The sequence below is a fragment of the Streptomyces sp. NPDC005863 genome, assembly GCF_042871345.1.
GTDB lineage: Bacteria > Actinomycetota > Actinomycetes > Streptomycetales > Streptomycetaceae > Streptomyces.
Genome location: NZ_JBIAII010000017.1, coordinates 55177 through 78601 on the forward strand (window position 1 = coordinate 55177; position 23425 = coordinate 78601).

The 23425-nt window shown below is 70.6% G+C and carries 21 protein-coding genes and 1 other RNA gene; 16 read left to right on the forward strand and 6 right to left on the reverse strand.

The genetic code is table 11. From position 1 onward, the window contains the following. Nucleotides 1–280 precede the first annotated feature (280 nt). On the forward strand, nucleotides 281–952 hold the full coding sequence (locus tag ACFYO9_RS36785; RefSeq protein ID WP_358778014.1) for a hypothetical protein: 672 nt from the start codon (nucleotides 281–283) through the stop codon (nucleotides 950–952). 143 nt (nucleotides 953–1095) lie between these two features. Here ACFYO9_RS36785 and ACFYO9_RS36790 read toward each other — a convergent pair whose 3' ends face one another. Then, a complete protein-coding gene (locus tag ACFYO9_RS36790; protein ID WP_355816744.1) occupies nucleotides 1096–1287 on the reverse strand; it encodes a hypothetical protein in 192 nt (63 codons plus the stop codon). 264 nt (nucleotides 1288–1551) lie between these two features. Here ACFYO9_RS36790 and ftsE point away from each other — a divergent pair, with 264 nt between their 5' ends. From ftsE to dacB, 7 genes are all read left to right on the forward strand, one after another. Next, complete coding sequence (gene ftsE, locus ACFYO9_RS36795) at nucleotides 1552–2241, forward strand: cell division ATP-binding protein FtsE (protein ID WP_055569411.1); 690 nt, start codon at nucleotides 1552–1554, stop codon at nucleotides 2239–2241. A gap of 71 nt (nucleotides 2242–2312) precedes the next feature. Then, nucleotides 2313–3230 (forward strand): permease-like cell division protein FtsX, encoded by a 918-nt coding sequence (gene ftsX / locus ACFYO9_RS36800; protein ID WP_358705669.1) that lies wholly within the window; start codon nucleotides 2313–2315, stop codon nucleotides 3228–3230. A gap of 78 nt (nucleotides 3231–3308) precedes the next feature. Beyond that, nucleotides 3309–4517 (forward strand): S41 family peptidase, encoded by a 1209-nt coding sequence (locus tag ACFYO9_RS36805; protein WP_358778013.1) that lies wholly within the window; start codon nucleotides 3309–3311, stop codon nucleotides 4515–4517. An 18-nt stretch (nucleotides 4518–4535) separates the two neighbouring features. After that, entirely contained in the window at nucleotides 4536–5057 is a 522-nt protein-coding gene (gene smpB, locus ACFYO9_RS36810) for an SsrA-binding protein SmpB (protein ID WP_355816753.1), read from the forward strand. Nucleotides 5058–5225: 168 nt separating this feature from the next. Continuing rightward, nucleotides 5226–5614, forward strand: a transfer-messenger RNA (tmRNA) gene (gene ssrA, locus ACFYO9_RS36815). A 218-nt stretch (nucleotides 5615–5832) separates the two neighbouring features. Continuing rightward, the gene (locus tag ACFYO9_RS36820; protein ID WP_358705667.1) at nucleotides 5833–6072 is read left to right on the forward strand and encodes a hypothetical protein; all 240 of its coding nucleotides are present in this window, start codon (nucleotides 5833–5835) and stop codon (nucleotides 6070–6072) included. A gap of 1403 nt (nucleotides 6073–7475) precedes the next feature. Next, the gene (dacB, locus tag ACFYO9_RS36825) at nucleotides 7476–9068 is read left to right on the forward strand and encodes a D-alanyl-D-alanine carboxypeptidase/D-alanyl-D-alanine-endopeptidase (RefSeq protein ID WP_358778012.1); all 1593 of its coding nucleotides are present in this window, start codon (nucleotides 7476–7478) and stop codon (nucleotides 9066–9068) included. On the opposite strand, the gene ACFYO9_RS36830 is transcribed toward dacB, so the two are convergent. Beyond that, nucleotides 8989–10281 (reverse strand): MFS transporter, encoded by a 1293-nt coding sequence (locus ACFYO9_RS36830; protein WP_358778011.1) that lies wholly within the window; start codon nucleotides 10279–10281, stop codon nucleotides 8989–8991. The two genes, dacB and ACFYO9_RS36830, sit on opposite strands and share 80 nt — an antisense overlap. A gap of 83 nt (nucleotides 10282–10364) precedes the next feature. On the opposite strand from ACFYO9_RS36830, the gene ACFYO9_RS36835 reads away from it, so the two are divergent. The 7 genes from ACFYO9_RS36835 (at nucleotide 10365) to ACFYO9_RS36865 (ending at nucleotide 18868) form a co-directional block, all read left to right on the forward strand. Then, nucleotides 10365–11372: a LysR family transcriptional regulator gene (locus tag ACFYO9_RS36835; RefSeq protein ID WP_358778010.1), complete on the forward strand. Its 1008-nt coding sequence runs from the start codon at nucleotides 10365–10367 to the stop codon at nucleotides 11370–11372. A gap of 157 nt (nucleotides 11373–11529) precedes the next feature. Next, a complete protein-coding gene (locus ACFYO9_RS36840; protein ID WP_358778009.1) occupies nucleotides 11530–12306 on the forward strand; it encodes a hypothetical protein in 777 nt (258 codons plus the stop codon). Between the two features lie 326 nt (nucleotides 12307–12632). Then, complete coding sequence (locus ACFYO9_RS36845; protein ID WP_358778043.1) at nucleotides 12633–14708, forward strand: glycosyltransferase; 2076 nt, start codon at nucleotides 12633–12635, stop codon at nucleotides 14706–14708. Continuing rightward, nucleotides 14705–15994 (forward strand): acyltransferase, encoded by a 1290-nt coding sequence (locus ACFYO9_RS36850; RefSeq protein WP_358778008.1) that lies wholly within the window; start codon nucleotides 14705–14707, stop codon nucleotides 15992–15994. The genes ACFYO9_RS36845 and ACFYO9_RS36850 overlap by 4 nt, the downstream gene beginning before the upstream one ends. 376 nt (nucleotides 15995–16370) lie before the next feature. Next, nucleotides 16371–16973, forward strand: coding sequence for a hypothetical protein (locus ACFYO9_RS36855; protein WP_355816773.1), 603 nt, complete (start codon nucleotides 16371–16373; stop codon nucleotides 16971–16973). 192 nt (nucleotides 16974–17165) lie between these two features. Next, entirely contained in the window at nucleotides 17166–17828 is a 663-nt protein-coding gene (locus ACFYO9_RS36860) for a hypothetical protein (protein WP_358778007.1), read from the forward strand. Continuing rightward, nucleotides 17825–18868, forward strand: a complete 1044-nt coding sequence (locus tag ACFYO9_RS36865; protein ID WP_358778006.1) for a hypothetical protein — start codon at nucleotides 17825–17827, stop codon at nucleotides 18866–18868. Before ACFYO9_RS36860 ends, ACFYO9_RS36865 begins: the two co-directional genes overlap by 4 nt. A gap of 22 nt (nucleotides 18869–18890) precedes the next feature. Here ACFYO9_RS36865 and ACFYO9_RS36870 read toward each other — a convergent pair whose 3' ends face one another. Both ACFYO9_RS36870 and ACFYO9_RS36875 read right to left on the reverse strand, forming a co-directional pair. After that, nucleotides 18891–19544 (reverse strand): NAD(P)H-binding protein, encoded by a 654-nt coding sequence (locus ACFYO9_RS36870; RefSeq protein ID WP_358778005.1) that lies wholly within the window; start codon nucleotides 19542–19544, stop codon nucleotides 18891–18893. A gap of 131 nt (nucleotides 19545–19675) precedes the next feature. After that, complete coding sequence (locus ACFYO9_RS36875; RefSeq protein ID WP_358778004.1) at nucleotides 19676–20662, reverse strand: EamA family transporter; 987 nt, start codon at nucleotides 20660–20662, stop codon at nucleotides 19676–19678. A 145-nt stretch (nucleotides 20663–20807) separates the two neighbouring features. Between ACFYO9_RS36875 and ACFYO9_RS36880 the strand changes: the two genes are divergently transcribed. Further along, nucleotides 20808–21377 (forward strand): MarR family transcriptional regulator, encoded by a 570-nt coding sequence (locus ACFYO9_RS36880; protein WP_358778003.1) that lies wholly within the window; start codon nucleotides 20808–20810, stop codon nucleotides 21375–21377. Nucleotides 21378–21481: 104 nt separating this feature from the next. Here the strand turns inward: ACFYO9_RS36880 and ACFYO9_RS36885 are convergent, their stop codons facing one another. After that, nucleotides 21482–22015, reverse strand: coding sequence for a GNAT family N-acetyltransferase (locus ACFYO9_RS36885; protein ID WP_358778002.1), 534 nt, complete (start codon nucleotides 22013–22015; stop codon nucleotides 21482–21484). After that, nucleotides 22006–23256, reverse strand: a complete 1251-nt coding sequence (locus tag ACFYO9_RS36890) for an XRE family transcriptional regulator (protein ID WP_358778001.1) — start codon at nucleotides 23254–23256, stop codon at nucleotides 22006–22008. The genes ACFYO9_RS36885 and ACFYO9_RS36890 overlap by 10 nt, the downstream gene beginning before the upstream one ends. Between the last annotated feature and the right edge of the window lie 169 nt (nucleotides 23257–23425).

Below are 23425 nucleotides of genomic sequence, written 5' to 3' on the forward strand. Positions count from 1 at the left end.
CCGCCCGAGAACGGCTTTATCGACAAGGCAACTGCCGCCCAAGAGGCGGCAGTTGCCTTTTACGTCACAGTCACATGTCCGTAGGACGGTCAACTGCCCCCATATCGGGCATCGCGCCCGCAACGACCTTGACGCTGCTGCGAAATGCGGAAAAGCTAGCGCGCGGCATGCGTATTCCTGGGGCGCGTGGGATCTGTGGGGGCTGAGCGAACCGCCCCCGGCGGAACGCAGCCCCGGACGCTGCCTCTCTGACAATTGAGCTACTGGGGGTAGCAGCCAGATGACCAAGAAGACGCGGATCCGTGTCGCGCGAATAGCTGCGGGTGCGGTGATCGCCGCCGGCGCCTCGCTGACCGCCGCGGGTGCCGCCTCGGCCCTCGACGTCGGTGTCGACCTCGGGGGTGTGGGCGTCGGCGCCCACGCCGACGAGAGCGGCGTGGGCGTGGATGTGGGCGTGCAGCAGCCGGGAGACGAACCTACGTCGATCCCGGACGAGCCCACCGGGGAGCCCACCGACCCGGGGGAGCCGACCGGGGAGCCCACCGACCCGGAGGAGCCGACCGGGGAACCGACCGAGCCCACCGAGGACCCGGACCCGACGCAGCCCACCAGCGACCCGACCACGGACCCGACCGACCCGGGCAACGGTGATGGCGGCAACAACGGCAACGGTGGCGGCCACGGCGGCAACGACAACGACCCCGACGGCGGCGCCAACCCCGTCGAGCAGGGCAAGGGCAAGGACAGCCTGTCCGACACCGGCTCCAGGCCCGTGGAGCAGGGCGGCAACAACGCCGACCAGGCGGCCGCCAAGGGCAAGGGCGGCGAGCTCGCCGAGACCGGCGCCACCGAGACCACGTTCCTGCTGCTGGGCGCCGCGACGATGATCGCCGGCGGCATCGGCTTCCGCTTCCTGCCGCGCTTCGTCGGCAACCGCGGCGCCGCTGCCTGAACCAGGCGGTGACGTACGCCACGTACGCGTGAAAGAAGGGCCCGGAGCTCGATCGAGCTCCGGGCCCTTCCGCGTGACTCCGTCGGTGCGTGCCGTGACGCTCCGTGGCCGGGCGGCCGCGTCCTTGCGCGGTCTCCGCGCCGTTACGCGGTCTGGTGCGCCAGCAGCGCCACCGCCGCGATCAGCACCACGAGCAGCGCTATCAGGGCCGCGGGATTGAGGCCCGCGAAGGGCCCCTCCTGCTGCAAGCGCTCGCGATTGGCCCGGCACACGGGGCAGCGGCCTTCGTTGACGGGCGCTGCGCAGTTCGCGCATACCAACCGATCCAGGGTCATGCGCTTCTCCTCCCGCACAGTCTCAGCCTGCCCAACGCTGAGGGGGACCCAATCGTTCCCCCTACCACTGTGCCAGCTTCCGCGGATTTCGGCGCGGCCCGCCGCCTTCCGACGGTTTCCGACCGTTCCGCGCACCCGGCCGCCACTCTCGCGTTTCCCGGGCACTTCCGAGACAATTCGCGCAACTCAGGACGCCGACTGCGCTCGCACACCGCCTTCGCGTAGGGTCACGCTCACCTACCCCCGGCAACCCGTGGTGCATCCGTGATCCGATTCGACAACGTCTCCAAGGCCTATCCGAAGCAGACCCGCCCCGCGCTCAGGGACGTCTCCCTCGAGATCGAGAAGGGCGAGTTCGTCTTCCTGGTGGGGTCATCCGGCTCCGGAAAGTCCACCTTCCTGCGGCTCGTCCTGCGCGAGGAGCGCACCAGCCACGGCCAGGTGCACGTCCTCGGCAAGGACCTCGCGCGCCTGTCCAACTGGAAGGTGCCGCACATGCGGCGCCAGCTGGGCACCGTCTTCCAGGACTTCCGTCTCCTGCCCAACAAGACCGTCGGCGAGAACGTGGCCTTCGCGCAGGAGGTCATCGGCAAGTCCCGCGGCGAGATCCGCAAGTCCGTGCCCCAGGTCCTCGATCTCGTGGGCCTCGGCGGCAAGGAGGACCGGATGCCGGGCGAGCTCTCCGGCGGTGAGCAGCAACGCGTCGCGATCGCCCGCGCGTTCGTCAACCGCCCCAAGCTCCTCATCGCCGACGAGCCGACCGGCAACCTCGACCCGCAGACGTCCGTCGGCATCATGAAGCTGCTCGACCGGATCAACCGGACCGGCACCACCGTCGTGATGGCCACCCACGACCAGCAGATCGTGGACCAGATGCGCAAGCGGGTCATCGAGCTGGAGAAGGGCCGTCTCGTCCGCGACCAGTCGCGCGGCGTCTACGGCTACCAGCACTGACGGTCCCGTCCCGCCGACGGGCCCGCCCCCGCTCGTACCGTCTGATCCACCTGATCCACTGAAAGGCCGCCATGCGCGCCCAGTTCGTCCTGTCGGAGATCGGCGTCGGTCTCCGCCGTAATCTCACGATGACCTTCGCGGTTATCGTCTCCGTAGCGCTCTCGCTCGCCCTGTTCGGCGGCTCGCTGCTCATGCGTGACCAGGTGAGCACGATGAAGGGCTACTGGTACGACAAGGTCAACGTCTCGATCTTCCTGTGCAACAAGGCCGACGCCGAACAGGACCCCAAGTGCGCCAAGGGCGCCGTCACGAACGAGCAGAAGGACCAGATCCTCGGCGATCTGAAGAAGATGCCCGTCGTGGAGAAGGTCGTCCACGAGTCGGCGGACGAGGCGTACAAGCACTACAAGGAGCAGTTCGGCGACTCCCCGCTGTCCAGCTCGCTGACGCCGGACCAGATGCAGGAGTCGTACCGCATCAAGCTCAAGGACCCGGAGAAGTACCAGGTGGTCGCGACCGCCTTCTCCGGCCGTGACGGCGTCCAGGAGGTGCAGGACCAGAAGGGCTATCTCGACAACCTCTTCGGGCTCCTGAACGGCATGAACTGGGCGGCCGTGGCGGTGATGGCGCTCATGCTCGTCGTCGCGCTGATGCTGATCGTCAACACCGTGCGCGTCTCGGCGTTCAGCCGCAGACGCGAGACCGGCATCATGCGGCTGGTCGGCGCGTCCAGCTTCTACATCCAGATGCCGTTCATCATGGAGGCCGCGGTCGCCGGTCTCATCGGCGGCGGCCTCGCCTGCGGAATGCTGCTCGTCGGCCGGTACTTCATGATCGACCACGGCCTCGAACTCTCCGAGAAGATCAACCTGATCAACTTCATCGGCTGGGACGCGGTCCTCGCGAAGCTGCCGCTGGTGCTCGCGATCGGCCTTCTGATGCCCGCGCTTGCCGCGTTCTTCGCGTTGCGCAAGTACCTGAAGGTGTGACAAGAGCCCTCTGTGTGTCCGGGCGCCGTACGGTTCAACCCGCCGTACGGCGCCCTCCGTTGTCCTAGACTCACCGGCATGTCAGGCCTCGACCGGTTCGCCGATCGGATCTCCGCGCCCCGCCGCATCCGCCGCGGGGCGACCCTGACGTTGGTCTTCGCGAGCGTCCTGGTGACCGGCGCGGCCACCGGATCGTGGAGCGGCGCGGCGGACGACGGCCGGAACGCGCCATCTCCTTCGGTCCGTTCCGACGCCCTCGCCGCGCCCACCGACGGCGCCGGCGGTGACACCGACACCGCCGACGACGCCGCCGACGCGGCAGCCGAGGCCATGGCCGACGGCAAGTCCGGCAAGAAGGCCGCCGAGGAGGCCGTCAGCCGCAGCGGGGACCGCTGGGGATCGGTGTACTCGCCGGGGGAGTTCCAGGAGTTCGAGAAGGCGCTCGGCGGCGGGTACACGGGCGTCGGCCTCTGGGCCCGGCGCGCGGCCGACGGCCGCATCGAGGTCTCCCGGGTGCGGCGCGGCGGGCCCGCGGACCGGGCCGGGCTCCGCGAGGGCGACCGGCTGCGCTCCGTCGACGGCGAACACGTCACGGGGCGCCCCGTCACCGAGGTCCTCGGCCTGCTGCGCGGCGACCGCGCGGGCACCCCGGTCGTCCTCGGCGTGCAGCGCGGCCCGCGCGCGTGGCGCGAGACCCTGCACCGGGCGCACGTCTCCACGGACCCCGTCACCGTCTCCCAGCTGCCCAGCGGCGCCGTCCTGATCAGGGTCGCGGCGTTCACCAAGGGCTCCGGCGAGGCCGTGCGCAAGGCGGTGCGCCGGGCGCCCGACGGCGCGGGCATACTCCTCGACCTGCGCGGCAACTCCGGAGGCCTGGTCTCGGAAGCGGTCACCGCCGCGTCCGCCCTGGTCGACGGCGGTCTGGTCGCCACGTACGACGTACGGGGACAGGAGAAGGCGCTGCACGCCCGGCGCGGCGGCGACACCGCGCGGCCCCTGGTCACCCTGGTCGACGGCGGCACGATGAGCGCGGCCGAGCTCCTCACGGGCGCCCTGCAGGACCGCGGCCGCGCGGTCGTGGTGGGGACCAGGACCTTCGGCAAGGGCGCGGTGCAGATGCCGAGCCGGCTGCCCGACGGATCCGTCGCCGAGCTGACCGTCGGCCACTACCGCACTCCTTCGGGGCGTGCGGTCGACGGCCGGGGCATCACACCGGACCTGGAGGCCGAGAACGGGGCCGAGAAGCGGGCCGAGACAGTATTGACTGGCCTCGGACCCCCCTCGTAGTGCGAAAATGGCCGCACTATGGCGAAGGAAAAGGTAAAGCGCAAGGCCGCGAAGGCCGCCGAGAAGGCACCCGCCCGGAAGATCGTCGCGCAGAACAAGAAGGCGCGGCACGACTACCACATCCTGGACACGTACGAGTGCGGCCTGGTGCTGATGGGCACCGAGGTCAAGTCGCTGCGGCTGGGCCGGGCCTCCCTGGTGGACGGGTTCGTGCACATCGACCGCGGTGAGGCGTGGCTGCACAACATCCACGTCCCGGAGTACGTGCAGGGCACCTGGACCAACCACTCGGCCACGCGGAAGCGGAAGCTTCTGCTGCACCGCGCGGAGATCGACAAGCTGGAGTCGAAGTCGCAGGAGACGGGGCACACCATCGTGCCGCTCTCGCTGTACTTCAAGGACAGCCGGGTCAAGGTCGAGATCGCCCTGGCCAAGGGCAAGAAGGAGTACGACAAGCGGCAGACGCTGCGGGAGAAGCAGGACACGAGGGAGACGAACCGCGCGGTGTCCGAGGTGCGGCGCCGGCAGGGCATCGCCTGAGGGCGTCGCCGACGGTCGTCGTCTGCGGTCGTCGTCTGCGGGCGGCACCCGAGGAATAGGCTGGCACCGTCGTGCGTTGGTCACGTACGATGGGTCTTGCCCCGCCGATGACGGGGCGCCCGGGCCTCAGGGCCCAGGATCGAGAGATCCACATTGAAAAATCAACATGGGGATGATCGGTTTCGACAGCGGATGTCGAAGCAGGGGAAGCGAGCCGAGGAAGCGGCAATGATCTCGTAAACCATATGTCGCAACAAATAATCGCCAATTCCAAGAGCGATTCCCAGTCCTTCGCCCTCGCTGCCTAATAAGCAGTGACTGAAGGACCCTAAATGGGTGTCAGCCCGGGGATGTTCCCGACCCGGATCCTGGCATAATCTAGGGAACTAAACCGTCGCACCCGGTCACGGGGTGCGATGGGAAATCAAACAGTGACTGGGCCCGTCGGAGACTTGTTCGCGAGATCTCCGGGGCCGAGAAAATCGCAGCGAACTGCGCTCGGAGAAGCCCTGGTTCCGCACCGTTGGACGCGGGTTCGATTCCCGCCATCTCCACAATTCCCATGTGAGGAAAGAGCCCCCCGGCCATCGGCCGGGGGGCTCTTTCCGTGTGCGGCAAGCAGGGCTGACCAGGGTGCACATCTTTCGGGCAAGTGACTCGTTACTGCAGCAGAGTGCAGGTATGTCCCACAGTCGGGCGGCGCAGGGGCCGGACTGAGTACGCAAGTGCAGGAGGCAGTCGCTTGGATGCCACCGTCACTCTCTTCGGTTCTCTGGTGGCCAGTCTCGGAGTGTTGGGCGCGGCGGTCGTCGCCTATCTCGGCAAGCGCGGCGAGAACGCGCTCACCGGATACTCCAGCCTCACGGAGAAGCTCCAGACGGAGCGGGACCGGCTGGAGCGGCAGGTCGCCGAACGTGACGTGAAGCTGGCGGAGTTGAACGCTCTGCACGCGCACGACCAGAGCGAGATCGCGCGGCTGCTCATCGCCAACCAACGGCTCGGAGGCACGCCGTGACCCAGCTCGAGCGACTTCTGGCCCGCCGCTGGCGCCGTGTCTTCCTGGTCTGCGTCCTGCTCGCGCTCTCCGGTGTCGCGGCGCTCTTGTGGGCGCGCATCGACGCGGGGGACCGGCGGGCGGACCGGTTCGCGGTGGAGGCGGACCGGCGGGGCGACGCGGTGTCGACGCTGGCGCGCGACGTACGGACCCTGCGGGCGCAGGTGCGGGCCCACGGGGACACCCCGGCGGCGCCGGATCCCTCCGAGGCGATCGACGACTTGCTGGAGCGGGTTCGGGTGCCGGCGGGGTCGCCGGGGGTGGCGGGGGCAGCGGGGTCCGACGGGGCGAACGGGACGAACGGTTCCGACGGGTCGGACGGGAAGGCGGGGGAGAAGGGTGTGCGGGGAGAGCGGGGGGAGCGTGGCGGTGAGGGTGAGCCGGGGGCGGCGGGTGCGTCTGGAGAGCCCGGGGTGCCCGGGGCTCCCGGGGTCCAGGGTGCGCCCGGGGTGCAGGGGGCTCAGGGGGTGCCGGGGCCTGAAGGGTCGGCTGGTCCTGCGGGGCCGCCGGGGCCGGAGGGGGCGGCGGGGCCTGTCGGTCCTGCGGGGCCGCGGGGGGAGGCGGGGGTGCCGGGGCCGACGTGTCCTGGGGGGTACAGCTTGCAGCAGTCGCCGGGGGACCCGGATGCGATGGTGTGCCGGCGGTCGGGGGGAGGGCCGTCTGCGCCGGCGTCGGCGCTGACGGTACTCGCGGCGTTGCCGCCGCAGAGGCGGCGGTTGCCGGGGGGTGCGTAGGACGTGGGCGTCTGCGCCTTTAGGTCGTTCTTCGGTGCGGGGGCGTGGGCGTCTGCGCCTTGGGTCCGCTCTTCGGTGCGGGAGCGTAGGCGGCTGCGCCTTGGGGCCGTTCTTCGGTGCGGGGGCGTGGGCGGCTGCGCCTTGGGGCCGTTCCTCGGTGCGGGGGCGTGGGAGCCTGGGGTCTGCGCCTTCGCTTTGTTTGTGGGTGCGGGGCCGCGGGGGTATGTGCGTACTCGCTACCCACTGTTCGCCACGCCTCGCGGACAATTTTGCTACAGCGTGCTCGGTGCTCCGTGCGCACATACCCCCACGTCCCCTCCCGAGCGTTTGCGGGTGCGGCCTCCCGGTGGGTAGCGCCCGCCCTTGGCACCTCGACCCGAGCCGCATGGGGCGGGGTGCGCCCCCCACCCGCCCCTACTCCCTCCCTGCGTCGCGGGGTAAACGGGTGGGTGGGTGGGAGACATCCGGCGCGGAGCGGCGAGCCTGTTTGAAGCCCGCAGGGGGAGTCGGGGGAAACTCCCACCCGGGGATCCGACGCGTAGCGGCGGGCCGGGATCTGCGACAGGCGACCGCGCCAGAAGCCGCGTGGGGGCTGTCCCCACGACGCCGCTTCGGGGATGCTCCAGGGTCATGAAGAGACCCGTGAGACGCCGCGTCAACGCCCGCCACTGGATCTGGCCCGCCGTGCTCGCCCTCACCGCGGGCGGCCTCTCCGCCGCCGTGCCGGCCGGCGCCGACTCCGACCGGTCCGGGCTTCCCGAGGCCATCGACACCATCCTCGGCGACCCCCGCATGGAGGGCGGCGTGGCCAGTGTCGTGGTCGCCGACTCCGCCTCCGGCGACGTCCTGTACCAGCACCGCTCCAGCGGGCGCCTGATGCCCGCCTCCAACACCAAGCTGCTCACCTCGGCCGCCGCCATGGGACTGCTCGGTCCCGGCCATCGGTTCACCACCGACGTCCTCGCGGAGGGGACGCGGCACGGCCGGGAGTTCCGGGGGGATCTTTATCTGCGCGGCACCGGTGATCCGACGACCCTCGCCAAGGACTACGACCAACTCGCCGCGAAGGTCGCCGACTCGGGGATCCGGCGGGTCTCGGGGCGGCTCGTCGCCGACGACACCCGGTTCGACGACCGGCGCGTCGGCGACACCTGGGGCGGCGACGACGAATCCTCGTACTACGCCGCGCAGATCAGCGCGCTGAGCGTCGCGCCCGACACCGACTACGACACGGGCACGGTCATCGTCGAGGTGCGGCCCGGTGCGCGCGCCGGCGACAAGCCGCGCGTGAGCGTCACGCCCAGGACCGACTACGTGGACATCGACCTGCGGGCCCGCACCGTCGCGCAGGGCGGCGACGACACGATCGCCGTGGAGCGGCGGCACGGCGAGAACACCATCACCGTGAGCGGCACCGTCCCCGTCGGCGGGGAGACCACCAAGGAGTGGGCGACCGTCTGGGAGCCCACCGGGTACGCCGCCGCCGTCTTCCGGGACGCCCTCGCCGCGCACGGCGTGCGGGTCGGCGGGCCCACCCGGGCCGGGCTCCGCACGCCGAAGGGTGCCGAGCGGCTCGCCTCGCACGACTCCATGCCGCTCAAGGACCTCCTGGTCCCCTTCATGAAGCTCTCCAACAACATGCACGCGGAGAGCCTCACCAAGGCCATGGGGTATGAAGCCACGGGCCGGGCCGGGAGTTGGGGGGACGGGCTCGCCGCCATCGGCGGGTATCTGAAGACCGTCGGCGTGGATCCGGGGAAGATCCGTCAGGTCGACGGGTCCGGGCTCTCGCGCAAGGACAACGTCGCGGCCGAGCAGTACATCGCGCTGCTGCGGTCGGTGAAGGGCGAGCCCTGGTTCGACGACTGGTACGCGTCCCTGCCGGTGGCCTGCGCCCCGGACAAGTTCGACGGCGGCACGCTGCGCACGCGGATGTGCGGGACCCCGGCGGCGCTCAACGTCCATGCGAAGACGGGCTCGTTGACCGGTGCGTCCGCCCTGTCCGGTTACGTCAAGGACAAGGACGGGCGCGAGCTGGTCTTCAGCATCATCCTGAACAATTACCTGCCGTCGTCCGTGAAGGCGCTGGAGGACGCCATCGTCGTCACCCTCGCCTCGTCGACGAAGGACAAGGCCGTCGCCGTCACGCCGCGGTCGACGCGCGCGGCCGAGCGGGACGGCGGCGACCTGGAGTGCTCGTGGCGCAAGCCTGTGCGCTGCTGAGCAGCAGGGCGCAGCAGGCGGCGGCGACGGGAACCCCGTAACCCGCGGTGGTGCCCAGGCGCTCCACCGCCCAGCCGCCGCCCGCGGCCCCGCACGCGATGCCCCCGAGGATGCCGGTCACGGCGAGGGTCATGCCCTCGTTCAACCGCCCCTCGGGGGTGCGCCGTTGGACGAGCGTCATCCCGGTGACCATCGTCGGCGCGGTCGCCATCCCGGCGACCAGCAGCGCCCCGGCCAGGACGAGCAGGGAGCCGGTGGCCGTCACGGCGAGCAGCGGCAGGGTCATCAGGGCCGCCATCGCCGCCGTGCACAGGAGGTGGCGGCGGTCCAGCGGGCCGCGCGGTCGCACGGCGCCGTAGACGAGTCCCGCGGCGCAGGATCCCGCGGCCTGGAGGGCGAGGATCAGCCCGGCGGCCGCCTTGTGCCCCTGGCCGTCGGCGTGGGCGATCGTGACGACCTCAAGCGATCCGAAGACGGCGCCGGTGGCGAGGAACGCGGCCAGCAGCGGCGCCATTCCGCGGGCGCGGAGCGGTGACGGGGGCGGGGGCGCGGGCGGGGTGGGGGAGGCGGTTGTCGTACGGAGGCGGGGCGGGGGTTCCGTCGCGCGTTGCGCGGTGAAGAGCAGTACGCCGGAGACCAGAAGCACCACGCCGGTGAGCGTGCCCGCCTGGGGGAAGAGCGCGCCGCACAGGAAGGCGGCGAGGACCGGGCCGAGCATGAAACAGAGCTCGTCGGCGGCCTGTTCGAAGGAGTTGGCGGTGTGCACGGCCCGCGCGTCGTCCCCCAGGAGGTGGGCCCAGCGGGCCCGGGACATGCCTCCGGTGTTAGGCGTCGTGGCCGTCGCCGCGTACGAGGCGAAGAGCGTCCAGTCGGGCGCCCCGTACCGTACGCAGAGCAGCAGCGAGAGCGAGCCGAGCGCGGCGACGAGGGTGGCGGGGACGGCGACGCGGGCCTGGCCGTGCCGGTCGACGAGCCGTGCCGTCCAGGGAGCGACGAGGGCGGTCGCGGCGAGGCCGGTGGCGGTGACGGCGCCGGCCAGCGCGTACGAGCCGCGGGCCCCGGAGATCATGATGACGGCGCTCACGCTGAACATGCCCATGGGCAGCCGGGCGACGAGGTTGCCGACGGTGAAGGCGGTGGCGCCGGGTATCGCGAAGAGATGGGCGTAGGGGTTACGGGGGCGGCGCGGGCCACCGGACGTGTCGCTGGGCATGACCCCAGCCTCACCGCGGCCCGGCGGCGGCGTCCAACACCTTCCGGACGCCGATTCACGCGCCCACGTTGTAAGTTCCTGCGATGACCGCAGAAAGCGTCACACCAGGCGGCGTACCCGGCGGCGCACCCCGCGACGTCGACCCCCGGCTGCTCCGCGCCTTCGTCGCCGTCGCCGAGGAGCTGCACTTCACCCGGGCGGCGGCCCGCCTGTACGTGGCGCAACAGGCCCTGAGCCGTGATGTCCGGCGCCTGGAACGGGAGTTGGGCGCCGAACTCTTCGCGCGGACGACACGGCAGGTCACCCTGACCGCCGACGGCGAGCGGCTGCTCCCGTACGCGCGGCGGGTGCTCCTCGCCCAGGACGAACTGGTCGCCGCCGCCACCGGCGCGCGGCGCCCGCTGCTCGTCGACCTCAATAGCCCCGGTCTGATCTCCGCGCGCATCCTGCGCCGCGCCCGCGAACTCGCCCCGGAGTGCGAGCTGATGGCCCGGTACGAGAGCGGGCTCACCGGCGCGGCGGCCGAGCTGGCCGCCGGGCGGCTCGACGCGGCCTTCGGGCGGTTCGCAGGACTCGACCCCGCGCTGCGGGCCGGGCTCGCCCAGCAGCCCGTGCGGTACGAGCCGATGGCCGTGCTGCTGCCGAGCGGCCATCCGCTGACCGAGCTCGACGCGGTGCCGCTGGACGCGCTCGCCGGCGAGGCCGTGTACGCGGGGGCGGGCAACCCGGGCACGCGGGAGTGGACGGACCTGGCGCGCCTGCTCTTCGCGGGCCGGGGCATCGAGATCGCGCCACCCGCGCCGCTCGCCGTCGGCCCCGAGGAGTTCGAACGTGTCATGGCGAAAAATCGAAATCCGGTCCTCGCGGTCGTCGACTTTCCGGCCATGCCCGGAGCCGAGCTGCGCCCGCTGATCGACCCCGTACCGCTCTCACCGGTCTCGCTGGTGTGGCGGAAAGGCCTTGTTCACCCCGGTATGACCGCTCTGCGAACGGCCGCCGCGGAGCTGGCCGTTGAGGAGAAGTGGCTCCGGCGGCCATCGAACACATGGGTTCCCGCCGTAGATGCACTCATCATGGTGAGTCAGAACTGACTGAGAACCACGCCCGCCACTCCGGTGCGCTACATTCATGCCTCGAGTGCAGTGTGATAGAGGGGGGCGCTCGGGTCGGGTGGGGGCTCGGTCCGGACGGCGGTCATTCATGGTCGTACGCGCACCCAAGTCGGTTATGTGGGGGTTGTGCGTACGCATGGAAACTTGGCGAGAAGATGCCCTACCGGGACATACCCATGATCCGAACGAGGTCACCGTTCAGATCGACGGCCTGGGACGGCAACTGGCGGAGCTGCACGCCGAACCCGGCAGGGAGGGCGCGGCCGACGGGCCGGTCTTCGTCGACGAGACGGGCCGGCGCGGCAGGCGGTACCGGCGAATAGGCATGATCGTCGGCGTCGCCTGCGCGGGCTACGCGGCGGTCATCGTCGCCACGCTGTTCTCGGGCAATTCCAGCGCGCCCTGGGTGCCGATGCCCGATCCCAAGGACGACAAGCCCGCGAGCAAGGTGGACACGCCGCACCGTCCGACGGACGCCGTCGGCCCGTCTGCCCCGTCCGTCTCCTCCTCGTCCGCCGCCTCGCCGTCGTCCGACGCGACGGAAGGCCCCGGCGCGACGCGCGCGCCCGGCGAGGACGGCGAGCCCGGCCCCTCCCGGCGCGACGACGACGCACCGTCCGGCACCCGCCCCGACGCCGGACCCGCCGGCGGCGGCAGCACCGCCGACGCCGGCGCGCACCACGGCAGCACCGACCCGGCCCCGACCGGCGGCACGGCGGGCCCCGGCCCCGCGCCCGCCCCCTCAAGTCCCGCCGACCCGCCCACCGGCCCGGCCACGCACACCGCGGACCCCGGCGCCGGCGGCGGCGGCGAGAGCGGCGGCAGCGCCGGCGAGGTCCCCGTCGTCTACACCCCTCCCGCAGACCGGTCCGGCACGGACACGAAGCCGTCCCCGGAGGACGCACAGCGATGAACTCCCGCACCACCGGGGGCCGTTCCGACGGCCCCTGGGACAGTCACGCCCAGAACGGCGATCGGCACCCCCACAACGGCGCCGACCACGGGCCGTACCACCCCGCCCAGGGTGGCTTCCCCCCGGACGGTCACACCCCCGGCCTCCTCATACCGAGCCCCCGTACGCCGAGCCCGCCCACCCCGAGCCCCCGGACCCCGGCCCCTCAAAAGCGGGGCAAGCGCGGCTCCCGGCGGCGCGCGAAGCCGCCCCGCGCCGGTCTGCTGCGCCGCCGCCTGCCGCTGCGCCATCTGCTGCCCTCACTGCTGCTCGTCGCCCTGCTCGCGATGCTGATGCTGCGCGGTTACGTGCACAGCGAGATCGCCGCCGACCACCGCGTCAGACCCCCGGCGCCCACCGACCACGTACCCCGCAAGATCCTCGAGGGCGGCCCGGTCATCGACACCCGGGGCGGCCGCGAGACGACGCTGAGCGTGCCCGACCACCGGCTCGTGCTCACCTTCGACGACGGCCCCGACCCGGAGTGGACGCCCAAGGTCCTCGACGTCCTGAAGGCACACCGCGCCCACGCCGTCTTCTTCGTCACCGGCACCATGGCCTCGCGCTACCCCGAGCTCGTGCGGCGCATGGTGGACGAGGGGCACGAGGTCGGCCTGCACACCTTCAACCACCCCGACCTCTCCTACCAGAGCCACAGCCGCATCGACCGGGAGCTCTCGCAGAACCAGCTCGCCCTGGCCGGCGCGGCGGGGATACGGACCTCGCTGTTCCGCCCGCCGTACTCGTCCTTCGCCGACGCCATGGACGACAAGTCCTACCCGGTCACCCGCTACATCGGCGGCCGCGGCTACCTCACCGTCGTCAACAACACCGACAGCGAGGACTGGAAGCGCCCCGGCGTCGACGAGATCATCCGCAGGGCCACGCCCCAGGGCGGCGAGGGCGCCATCGTCCTCATGCACGACTCCGGCGGCGACCGCTCCCAGACCGTCGCCGCGCTCGACCGCTTCCTGCCCGAACTGCAGAGGCAGGGCTACCGGTTCGGCAACCTCACCGAGTCCCTGGACGCGCCCAGCGCGCACACCCCGGTCGGCGGCGTCGAGCTGTGGAAGGGCAAGGCCTGGGTCTTCCTGGTCGGCGTCTCCGAACACCTCACCGACGGGCTCGTCGTGGCGCTCGCCGTCATCGGTGTCCTCGTCTTCACCCGCTTCGGGCTGATGCTGCTGCTCTCCGCGGTGCACGCGCGCCGGGTGCGGCGGCGCGGCTTCCGCTGGGGGCCGCCGGTCACCGAGCCGGTCTCGGTCCTCGTCCCCGCGTACAACGAGGCCAAGTGCATCGAGGCGACGGTCCGCTCCCTGACGGCGAGCGACCACCCCATCGAGATCATCGTCGTCGACGACGGCTCGTCGGACGGCACGGCACGGCTCGTGGAGGGGCTGCGGCTGCCGGACGTACGCGTCGTGCGCCAGCAGAACGCGGGCAAGCCCGCCGCACTCAACCGCGGCATCGCCAACGCCCGCTTCGACCTCATCGTGATGATGGACGGCGACACGGTCTTCGAGGAGTCCACCGTCCGCGAGCTCGTGCAGCCCTTCGGCGACCCGCGCGTGGGCGCCGTCGCGGGCAACGCGAAGGTCGGCAACCGCGACTCGCTCATCGGCACCTGGCAGCACATCGAGTACGTGATGGGCTTCAATCTCGACCGCCGGATGTACGACATGCTGCGCTGCATGCCGACCATCCCCGGCGCGGTCGGCGCCTTCCGGCGCTCCGCCCTGGACCGGGTCGGCGGCATGAGCGACGACACGCTCGCCGAGGACACCGACATCACCATGGCACTGCACCGCGACGGCTGGCGCGTCGTGTACGCGGAGAAGGCCCGCGCCTGGACCGAGGCCCCGGAGTCGGTCCAGCAGCTCTGGTCGCAGCGCTACCGCTGGTCGTACGGCACGATGCAGGCGATCTGGAAGCACCGCCGCGCGGTCGTCGAGTCGGGCCCGTCCGGCCGCTTCGGCCGGATCGGCCTGCCGCTGGTCTCGCTCTTCATGGTCCTGGCGCCGCTCCTGGCGCCGCTCATCGACGTCTTCCTGCTGTACGGACTGGTCTTCGGCCCCACCCGGAAGACGGTCGTCGCCTGGCTGGGCGTCCTCGCGATCCAGGCGGTCTGCGCGGCGTACGCCTTCCGCCTGGACCGCGAACGCATGACCCACCTGATCTCGCTGCCCCTCCAGCAGGTCCTCTACCGGCAGTTGATGTACGTCGTCCTGCTGCAGTCCTGGATAACCGCTCTCACCGGAGGCCGGCTGCGCTGGCAGAAACTCCGGCGCACGGGAGCGCTGGAGGCGCCCGGCTCCATCCCGCGACAGCGGACGGGCGAGCACGAGCGGAGGCCCGTCGCATGAGCGTGAGTCACGACCACCACGGTTACGTACCCGAGTATGTTCCGGCGCGGGAGACCTATGTCCCCCCGCCGCCGGCGGCCGCACCCAAGAAGCCCGGCCGCGACCGCTACCTGGACCTGTTGCGCTCGCTCGCGCTGGTCCGTGTCGTCGTCTACCACCTCTTCGGCTGGGCCTGGCTGACGATCGTCTTTCCCTCCATGGGCGTGATGTTCGCGCTGGCGGGTTCGCTGATGGCGCGCTCGCTGAAGCGTCCCGCGTGGGGCGTGATCCGGGGCCGCATCCGCCGGCTCCTGCCCCCGATGTGGGCGTTCAGCGCGGTCGTGCTCGTCCTGCTCTTCGCGGGCGGCTGGAACATCGGCGAGGACCCGGACCACGGCGGCACGTGGGGCCTGGTGAGCATGGCCAACTACGTGTTCCCGGTGGGCGCGCCGCCCTTCCCGTGGAACCTGGGGGACAAGGCCGGCCTCCTGGAGGACACCTGGCCGGCGCAGGCCGCGGGCCCGCTCTGGTACATCCGCGCCTACCTGTGGTTCGTCATCGCGTCGCCGCTGCTGCTGTGGGCGTTCCGCAGGCTCCCGTGGGCCACGCTGTTCGCTCCGCTGGCGCTGACGGCGGTGGTCGGCACGGGGGTCGTCACCATCCCCGGCGAGACGGGCAACGCGGTCTCGGACTTCGCGATGTACGGCAGCTGCTGGGTGCTTGGCTTCGCGCACCAGGAGGGCGTACTGGCGAGGGTGCCGCGCTACCTCGCGGTGTCGGGGTCGGCCCTCGTCATGGCCTTCGGCCTGTGGTGGGCGTCGGGTCATCTGGGCCCCGACGGCTGGGACCTGAACGACATCCCGCTGGCGCAGGCGGCCTGGTCGTTCGGTTTCGTGGTGATCCTGCTCCAGTACGCGCCGTCGTGGCAGGAGCTGCCGGGCCGGCTGGCGAAGTGGGACAAGCTGGTCACGCTCTCCAACAACCGCGCGGTCACCATCTACCTCTGGCACAACCTCCTCATCATGGCGACGGTGCCGATCATCGACCTAGCGTACGACCTGCCGTTCATGGAGGACGAGAGCTGGAGCTCGGCGCTCGACACGACGTACATGCTGTGGATGACCGTCCTGGTCTGGCCGTTGATAGGGCTGGTGGTGGTGACGGTGGGCTGGGTCGAGGACCTGGCGGCGAAGCGGCGGCCGAGGCTGTGGCCGAACGGGGCGGGGCGGAGGGCCGGGTCCGGGGCCGGGGGACGGCGGAAGGCCGGAGGACGGCGGAGGTCCGGGGGGCGGCGGGCGTCGGCGTAAGGGGTGGCCGACGCGGGGGGAGTTGGTGGCGGCCGACTGCATGCGTTGTGCGACTGTTATGTAGCGGCAACTGACCGCAATGGTCTGAAATGCCGTGGCAAAGAGGGGCGTTGGGGTCGGCGGCGGCGCGCCGCACAGCGCCCGCACAGAGGTTGCGCTTCGCTCCAGCGAACACTCCGCATGCCGAAGTCTGCTGTACGCGGCGGAGTTGCGGGAGGCGTCGCGCAATGCGTTGCAATCGCCAACGGCCGCCCGGCGATGGACCGTAACGATCTCGACGCGCCCAGTGACCAACTCCTAAGCTGACGGCTCTCCCTGCCGCTCGCGGGACATCCGTGCGCCGGGCGGCGGGTCCACCCTCTGCCAGGAGATCTCTTTGCTTAGCAGGAAGTCCGCGCTGCGCGCGGCCGCGCCCGTCGCCGTACTCGCCCTCGCCCTGACCGCCTGCGGCGGCGGCGACGACAAGAAGTCGGACGACAAGAAGACGGACGCGTCCACGTCCCAGAACAAGCCCGCGGAGCCGACCTCCCTGAAGGCCGGCGAGAAGACCACGGGCAAGGTGAAGGAGGGCGACGTCGCGGTCACGTACGACGTCGCCGCGGAGAAGGTCGACCTGGGTACGGAGGCCGAGACCAAGAAGCTGGTCTCGGACCCGAAGCAGGCGAAGGGCCTGGTCGCGGCGACCGCCCACATGAAGATCACGCACAAGGCCGGTGCCCCGGTCAAGGACGTCCCGGACGTGGCGGACACCACGGAGATCTACGCGGACGGCACCCGCGGCGGCCTGCTCATCGGCGCCGCCGAGGACGCGCCCGGCTGCGAGGACGACCTGGAGCTCGAGGGCTGGAAGACGGGCGAGACCCACACCCTCTGCCAGACGTACCTGGTCCCGACGGGCTCGAAGAGCCTTGAGGTCCACTGGGCGGCGAAGGAAGACGGAAAGCCGACGATCTGGAAGTTCGCCGCGAAGCAGAAGTAGCGGACGGGCGGGACGTGATGGGGCCGGCCGGCGCCTTCGGGGCGCGGGCCGGCCCCTTCGTGTTTGCGTATTCGACCCGCTTCCTCCGTCGTGGAGGGTGACCCCGGCGGTGGCAGCGGATTCCCATGGTGGATAGCTTGGTTCACTCCAGAGAACCCTCCCCCCCCCCCACGCACACTCCAGGAGCCGACCGTGAATCGCCGCCCCACCCTGCTCGCCGCGGCCGCCGTGACCGCCGCGGCAGTCGTCTCGCTCTCGGCCTGCGGAGGGAGTGACGGCGCCGGGTCCAAGGACAGCGACAAGATCGCCGGATCGGACTCGGGTACGGAGAAGGGTGCGTCGCCGTCCGCGAAGGCGCCGGGCGACGGGGTGGAGCGGCCGGAGATCAGGCTGCCGAAGGACGTGCACAACGTCTTCGAGGGCGGCAGGACCGGTGACCCGAAGAAGGACGCGGTGCTCGCGGACAACGAGCGGTGGGTCAACTCCCTCATCGAGGCCGTGACCGTCAAGGCGAAGGATCATCCGGCGCTGAAGTTCTATGCGGCGGGTGACGGGCTGTTGTCGTCGGCCGAGTATGTCCAGGGGTTCCAGAAGAACAAGAAGTCGTTCATCGGGACCACGCGGTACTACAACCGGCAGGTCACCTTCCTCAAGGACGGCGTGGCGGCGGTGACGTATTGCCAGGACGGGAAGAAGACGTACCCCAAGGACCTGAAGACCGGGGCCGTGGACCGGTCCATCAAGCCGTCCGCGAATGACTACACCTTCTTCAACACCCGCGTGAAGAAGAACGCCGAGGGCGTCTGGCAGACGGACTCCGTCACGTCGACCGCGGGGGCCAAGAAGTGCATGTGAGCGCTCGAAGGGCGGCGAGCGGCTGGGCGGCTCCTGTTCTTGCCGTAGCGGTGGCGCTGATTCCGGGAGTCGCCCAGGCCAGTGGCGGTGTCACGGGCCCGGGTGCCAACGTGGGCAGCGAACAGCAGTCGCAAGGCACCCGCCACGGCAAGGAACTGGGCATCCGGACCAGGATCCAGACCACGGTCGACGGCAACCCGAAGTCCGCCAAGACCGGCACGCTCACGCCGGCCAACAGCAACTGGAAGCGCCCGGCCTGCTGGTACGAGCCCGCGTACACGCCAAAGCAGATCGAGGCAACGGTCAAGGCGATCCGGACGCTGCACTTCTTCGGGATCGGCGACGTCGTGGGCGGCGTGTTCGACTCGTACTTCAAGGAAGGGCACCCGTACAAGAACTACAACCTCGACAAGCAGGGCGACGGGAAGTTCTGGGCGGCGGCCGTCGACGAGGACCGCAAGGACGAGCCCGAGGCGAAGGCGTGCGACAAGCCGCCCTTCTGGGTGAAGGACGGCGAAACTCCGAAGGAGAAGCTCGCCGTCTCGCCCAAGATCCTCGCCGAGTACGCGTACGGACGGCTTCCCGTCCCCGACACCGAGATCAAGATGGCGCCGGAGGGTGAGACGAAGGTCAACCTGCCGACGTGGGTCTGGCTGGACAAGGCCCGGTTCAAGAAGACCTCGGTCACCGCGACCCTGCCCGGCACGGGCCTCTCCGCGACGACGACGGCCGAGCCGGTCTCGCTGAGGATCGAGCCGGGGACGGGGGACGCCGAGACGTACCCCGCGTCCGGCGAGTGCCCGATCGTGGACGGCCGGATCGGCACGCCGCGCGCGAAGGGCACCCCCGCGGACACGGATCCGCCGTGCGGCGTCCGGTACCTGCGCTCCTCCCACGACGGTCCGTACGAGCTCCAGGCCACGATCACCTGGAAGGTGAGCTGGACGAGTACGTCGGGGGAGGGCGGCGACCTGCCTCCGGGTGAGTTCGGCGGGACGCAGGACGTGGTCGTACGGGAGGTCCAATCCGTCAACCGGTAGGCGCGGAGGGCCTTTTGGTGACTCAGTAGCCGACCGTGAAGCGGGCCCGGTGGTGTCGCGGGGCCTCGGCCTCGTCCAGGAGGGCGATGGCGAAGTCCTCCATGGAGATGGCCGAGTTGCCCTCGCCGTCCACCAGCAGCTCGTCCTTGCCGAGGCGGAACTCGCCAGTGCGGGCGCCCGGTTCGAAGTGGGCCGAGGGGCTGAGGTAGGTCCAGTCGACAGCCGTGTCGGCCGAACGCAGCGCCTCGTACTGCGCGTTGGACGCCTCGGCGATGTGCCGCCAGGCCGCCGGGACGTACCGCGGGTCGTCGATGGCGAGGCGGCCGTCGGTGCGGCCGGGGACCGTGAGGCTGCCCGCGCCGCCGATGACGATGAGGCGGGTGGCGGCGGCGTGGGCGGCGAGGCCGGCCAGGAGGGATCTGGTGACGGCCGGGTGGTCGCGCTCCCGGCCGGGTGCGGGTCTCGTCGCGTTGACGACGAGGTCCTGCCCGGCGCTCAACTCGGTGACGTGGTCCGGGTTTCCGGCGTCCCCGGCGCGGTGCGTGGCCCCGGGGTGCAGGGCGGCGAAGCGGGTGGCGTCGCGGACGACGGCGGTGACTTCGTGGCCCCGGGTGAGGGCCTCGGCGACGACGCGGCTGCCCGCGTTTCCGGCGGCTCCGAAGACGGTGATGCGCATGGTCTGCTCCTTGGGGTGTGTGTACGGAGGGGGTCCTACGAGTACGGGCTACGCGCTGGGCGTTACGGGCTGAGCGCCGGGCGTAACGGGCTGAGCGCCAGGCGCTACACCGGCTACACCGGCTACACCGGCTACGCCCGCTTGGCCGCCGCCCGCCGCCCCTGGCCCAGGACCACGCTCGCCAGGACGAGGACCAGGCCGCCGACCTGCCAGACGGTGAGCGTCTGGCCCAGGAGGAGGAGTCCGGCCAGCGTGGCGACGACCGGGTTGGTCAGGCCGAGGAAGGACACGGAGGAGGCGGGCAGGCGCTCGATGCCGCGGAACCACAGGGCGTACGCGAGGGCCGTGCCGATGATGCCGAGGTAGGCGTATCCGGCGATGTTGGCGCCGGTGAAGTGGTCCGGGAGGCCTTCGGCGGTGAGGGCGATCGGGGCCAGGATCAGTCCGCCCGCGGTCAGTTGCCACCCCGTGAAGGCGAGGAGCGAGGCGCCCTCGGGCCGGCCCCACCGCTTGCTCAGTACGACGGCAAGCGCCATGAGGGTCGTGGCGGTCAGCATGGCCGCGATGCCGGCGAGGTCGACGGAGGCGCTGCCGCGCAGGACGAGGAGGGCGACGCCGACGACCCCGACGAGTCCCGCGCCCAGGGTGCGACGGGTGGGCCGTACCTTCAGGACGCCGATTCCGAAGCCTGCCACCAGCAGCGGCATCACCGCGCTGATCGTGGAGGCGACCCCGCCGGGCAGCCGGTAGGCGCCGAAGAAGAGGAGGGGGAAGAAGGCGCCGAAGTTGAGGATGCCGAGCACGGCGGCCTTCCACCACCAGTCGCCGCGGGGCAGGCGCCGGGTGAGCGCGAGCAGGATGAGGCCGGCGGGCAGCGCGCGCAGGGCGGCGGCGAGCAACGGGCGGTCCGGGGGCAGGAGTTCGGTGGTCGTGACGTAGGTGGTGCCCCAGGTGGCCGGGCCGATGGCGGCGATCGCGGCGATGGCGGCGGCGGCCTTGGCGGAGGTGCGGGGGGCCTGCGGCGGGCGGGGGGCCGGGGTGGCGCGGGCCTCCTCGGCGTGGTGCGGGGTGCCGCTCTCGCTCGTACCGGTGCGGGCGCTGATGCTGTTGACGGACATGACGTTCCGTTCCCCTCGTCGTTCCCCTGAACGCTGTTATTCTCAACGTTGAGGTAAATATGAACCCGGGATCTCCGAACGTCAAGTATCTGAACGTTGAGAGATTCGGTTCCGACGCAGGATCCGACGCAGGAGGAGGGACGCCATGGCCGCCTTGGAGGCCGCAGACGAGCCGACCGGAGGCCACGCCGAGGGCCGGCCGCCCGGCGCGGACGCCATAGACGAACTCCGCGGCCAGTGGCGCCGCGAGCGCCCCGACCTGAACCTCGCGCACCTGGACGCGATGGCCCTGGTGGGCCGCATCAAGCGCGCCGACCACCTGCTGAGCAAGGGCATGAAGCGGGTCTTCGTCGAATACGGCCTGGAGTTCGCGGAGTTCGACGTCCTCGCCACGCTGCGCCGCGTCGGCGCCCCGCACGAACTGACCGCGGGCGGCCTCCTCAAGACCGCCATGGTGACGTCCGGCGCCATCACCAACCGCCTCGACAAACTGGAACGCAAGGGCTTCATCGAACGCCGCCCTGACCCCACCGACCGCCGCGCCATCCGCGTCCGCCTGACCGACGAGGGCAAGGACCTGGTCGACCGCGCGGTGGTGGACCACGTGGCGAACGAGGAGTCCATGCTGGCGGCCCTGACCCCCGAGGCCCGCAAGTCCCTGGACACCGCCCTCCGCCACCTCCTGATCTCCTTGGGCGACACCCACCTGGGTTGAGCGGCCTCGACGTTGCTTATGCGGGGTGTGAACGGCCGGGCGGGGCGCCCCTCTCGCGGGAACGGGGCCATCGTGTTCTGGCCATCTATGCAGCTACCTGCGACTCAGGTCACCGGCCGGCCAGCAGCCGCAAGGGGCTTGACCATGATCGTGAAGACGGGTGAATCCTCGAAAGGCTTCTGCTCACCGACCTTTTCGTACTTCCAGGTCTCGTAAAGGGCCTGGACTTTCGGATGTGTCGTGTCGACCAGGAGTGTCGCGAAGTTTTCGCTGCGGCTGTCCACCAGCGCCTCGTGGAGTTTTGTAGAAATTCCCCTTTTACGCCATTTCTCCATCACCATCAGCTCTGACAGGGCAAAGACCGTCGCTTCAGGCGCCACCGAGGCCGGCCGCTCCGAGCCCTTCCACCACTTGCCGGGCTCGAAGGGGGCCCCATAGGCGAATCCGGTGGGTGCCCCCTTGTCGAAGCCGACGACGCATGACCAGCCCCCTTTGCCACTCCAAAGGTCAACGAACCAGGCGAAGCGTTCCCTCTCGTGAAAGCGGTCTTCTCCGCCGTCGTAGACAGCGTCGTGCATATCGAGAAGCATTTCTCGGATGTCGGCAGCGTCCTTATGCGTGTAGGTCTTCAGATCCATGGCCGTGCCCTCTCCGCCCAGTCCAGAACACTGGGCTCTTTTGTCCCCGACGCCACGACGGCTTTACGCACGTTTGCCAGGGTGTCTGTCGTGCGCTTCGATCCCCGAACCTTGGTCAGGAGGTCCGCAGCTCGGTTCGCCGTGCTGCAAGCCTGCTCCAGGTCACCTTGCTTGGCCTGAGACAAGGACAAGTGCGCGGTGTAGTAGATCCGGTTCCGGAGGAGATCCGGTCGAAGAGCGCCCAGGGCGCGGTGCAAGTGGAACTCCGCGCGCTCGGGTTCTCCGAGCCGCAGCCACACGATTGACGTGAGGCCGTCGAGTTCGGCCTCGTCGTAGAACGTGATCCAGGGGGGTCGCTCCACGTCCACGTGGCGGCTGAACGAGCGTTCAGCGGCGTTGAGGGCCCTGAGAGCGGTGCTGCGCTCGCGGCTTCCTGCGTAGGCATGGGCATTGCGCATGTGTGCCAGTGAGGCGTACAGCGGGTCCTTCTTCGCGATGGCCAAGCTCTTTGCCGCGTCTGCTGCCGCGGAGACTTCGGCGTAGTCCTTACGCTGTCCGGCCACCATCGCAAGGTGGTTCCACACGTGGTACTGCGTCTTGCCGTCACCCGACAGGCCGGCGAACGTGACGGCGGTGTCCAGGTGGTCTCGGGCACGAGTACGGGCTTGAGCGTCGATGGCGGCGAAGGCGGCCGAGCAAGTGACGTCCGAGGCCAGGCAGTAGAGCTTCGTCCGCACCCAAGCCGAGGCGCCTCCTGCGGCCAGTGACGACTTGATTCGCATGGCCAGTTCTACGGCATGGTTCTCAACTTGCTGAGCACCGCCGAGCGCTTGGTCATCCGCGACGATCTCGGCGTACTCGGCATGGAAGCGGTTCACGTCGTTCTGGCCGAGGCGGGGGCGCGCGGCGCCCGTTGTGAGTGCGACGGCGGTTCCGGTGGCGGCGGCGAAAAGAGTACGGCGGTACATCGGGTCCTCCGGTGGTGCTTGTGCTGCGCTCTTGGACCGGGGAACGAAGCCCAGGTCGACAGCTGAACGACCGAGTACCTTTTCGACGCACAACCGCTGCTTGGCCTGAGGCCATTGGGTCTTGCCGTTCAGCCATCTCCGGATGTCTCGGTCGGTGACGTGGCCTTCTTGCCCCGTCAGGACTCCGATCTCCGTGTTGATGCGTCGGGCCAACTCCGCCTGCCCTATCCGGCAGTCATCCATAGCCGCAGCGAGCTTGCGGTTCTCTCCCACAACCGCAAGGTAGCGGCGGCGCCATCAAGGGCGACACCCCGAAGGTAAAAATCACCGGGGTCACCCCTTCGGCATCTGAAGGAATCACCTGTCGTGGGCAGAGCTGCGGCGGTGCACTGGTCTCTCGCCACCACCGCAGCGAAGAGGCGCCACCCCCGGTGCTCGCCGC

What these genes read in the sequence shown, in the direction of transcription:
- ACFYO9_RS36830 (WP_358778011.1), bottom strand. Translation starts at nt 10,281, where the DNA reads ATGCCCAGCGACACGTCCGGTGGCCCGCGCCGCCCCCGTAACCCCTAC.
- ACFYO9_RS36870 (WP_358778005.1), bottom strand. Translation starts at nt 19,544, where the DNA reads ATGCGCATCACCGTCTTCGGAGCCGCCGGAAACGCGGGCAGCCGCGTC.
- ACFYO9_RS36835 (WP_358778010.1), top strand. Translation starts at nt 10,365, where the DNA reads ATGACCGCAGAAAGCGTCACACCAGGCGGCGTACCCGGCGGCGCACCC.
- ftsX (WP_358705669.1), top strand. Translation starts at nt 2,313, where the DNA reads ATGCGCGCCCAGTTCGTCCTGTCGGAGATCGGCGTCGGTCTCCGCCGT.
- ACFYO9_RS36840 (WP_358778009.1), top strand. Translation starts at nt 11,530, where the DNA reads ATGGAAACTTGGCGAGAAGATGCCCTACCGGGACATACCCATGATCCG.
- smpB (WP_355816753.1), top strand. Translation starts at nt 4,536, where the DNA reads ATGGCGAAGGAAAAGGTAAAGCGCAAGGCCGCGAAGGCCGCCGAGAAG.
- dacB (WP_358778012.1), top strand. Translation starts at nt 7,476, where the DNA reads ATGAAGAGACCCGTGAGACGCCGCGTCAACGCCCGCCACTGGATCTGG.
- ACFYO9_RS36785 (WP_358778014.1), top strand. Translation starts at nt 281, where the DNA reads ATGACCAAGAAGACGCGGATCCGTGTCGCGCGAATAGCTGCGGGTGCG.
- ACFYO9_RS36790 (WP_355816744.1), bottom strand. Translation starts at nt 1,287, where the DNA reads ATGACCCTGGATCGGTTGGTATGCGCGAACTGCGCAGCGCCCGTCAAC.
- ACFYO9_RS36885 (WP_358778002.1), bottom strand. Translation starts at nt 22,015, where the DNA reads ATGGATCTGAAGACCTACACGCATAAGGACGCTGCCGACATCCGAGAA.
- ACFYO9_RS36880 (WP_358778003.1), top strand. Translation starts at nt 20,808, where the DNA reads ATGGCCGCCTTGGAGGCCGCAGACGAGCCGACCGGAGGCCACGCCGAG.
- ACFYO9_RS36850 (WP_358778008.1), top strand. Translation starts at nt 14,705, where the DNA reads ATGAGCGTGAGTCACGACCACCACGGTTACGTACCCGAGTATGTTCCG.
- ACFYO9_RS36875 (WP_358778004.1), bottom strand. Translation starts at nt 20,662, where the DNA reads ATGTCCGTCAACAGCATCAGCGCCCGCACCGGTACGAGCGAGAGCGGC.
- ACFYO9_RS36845 (WP_358778043.1), top strand. Translation starts at nt 12,633, where the DNA reads ATGCTGATGCTGCGCGGTTACGTGCACAGCGAGATCGCCGCCGACCAC.
- ACFYO9_RS36805 (WP_358778013.1), top strand. Translation starts at nt 3,309, where the DNA reads ATGTCAGGCCTCGACCGGTTCGCCGATCGGATCTCCGCGCCCCGCCGC.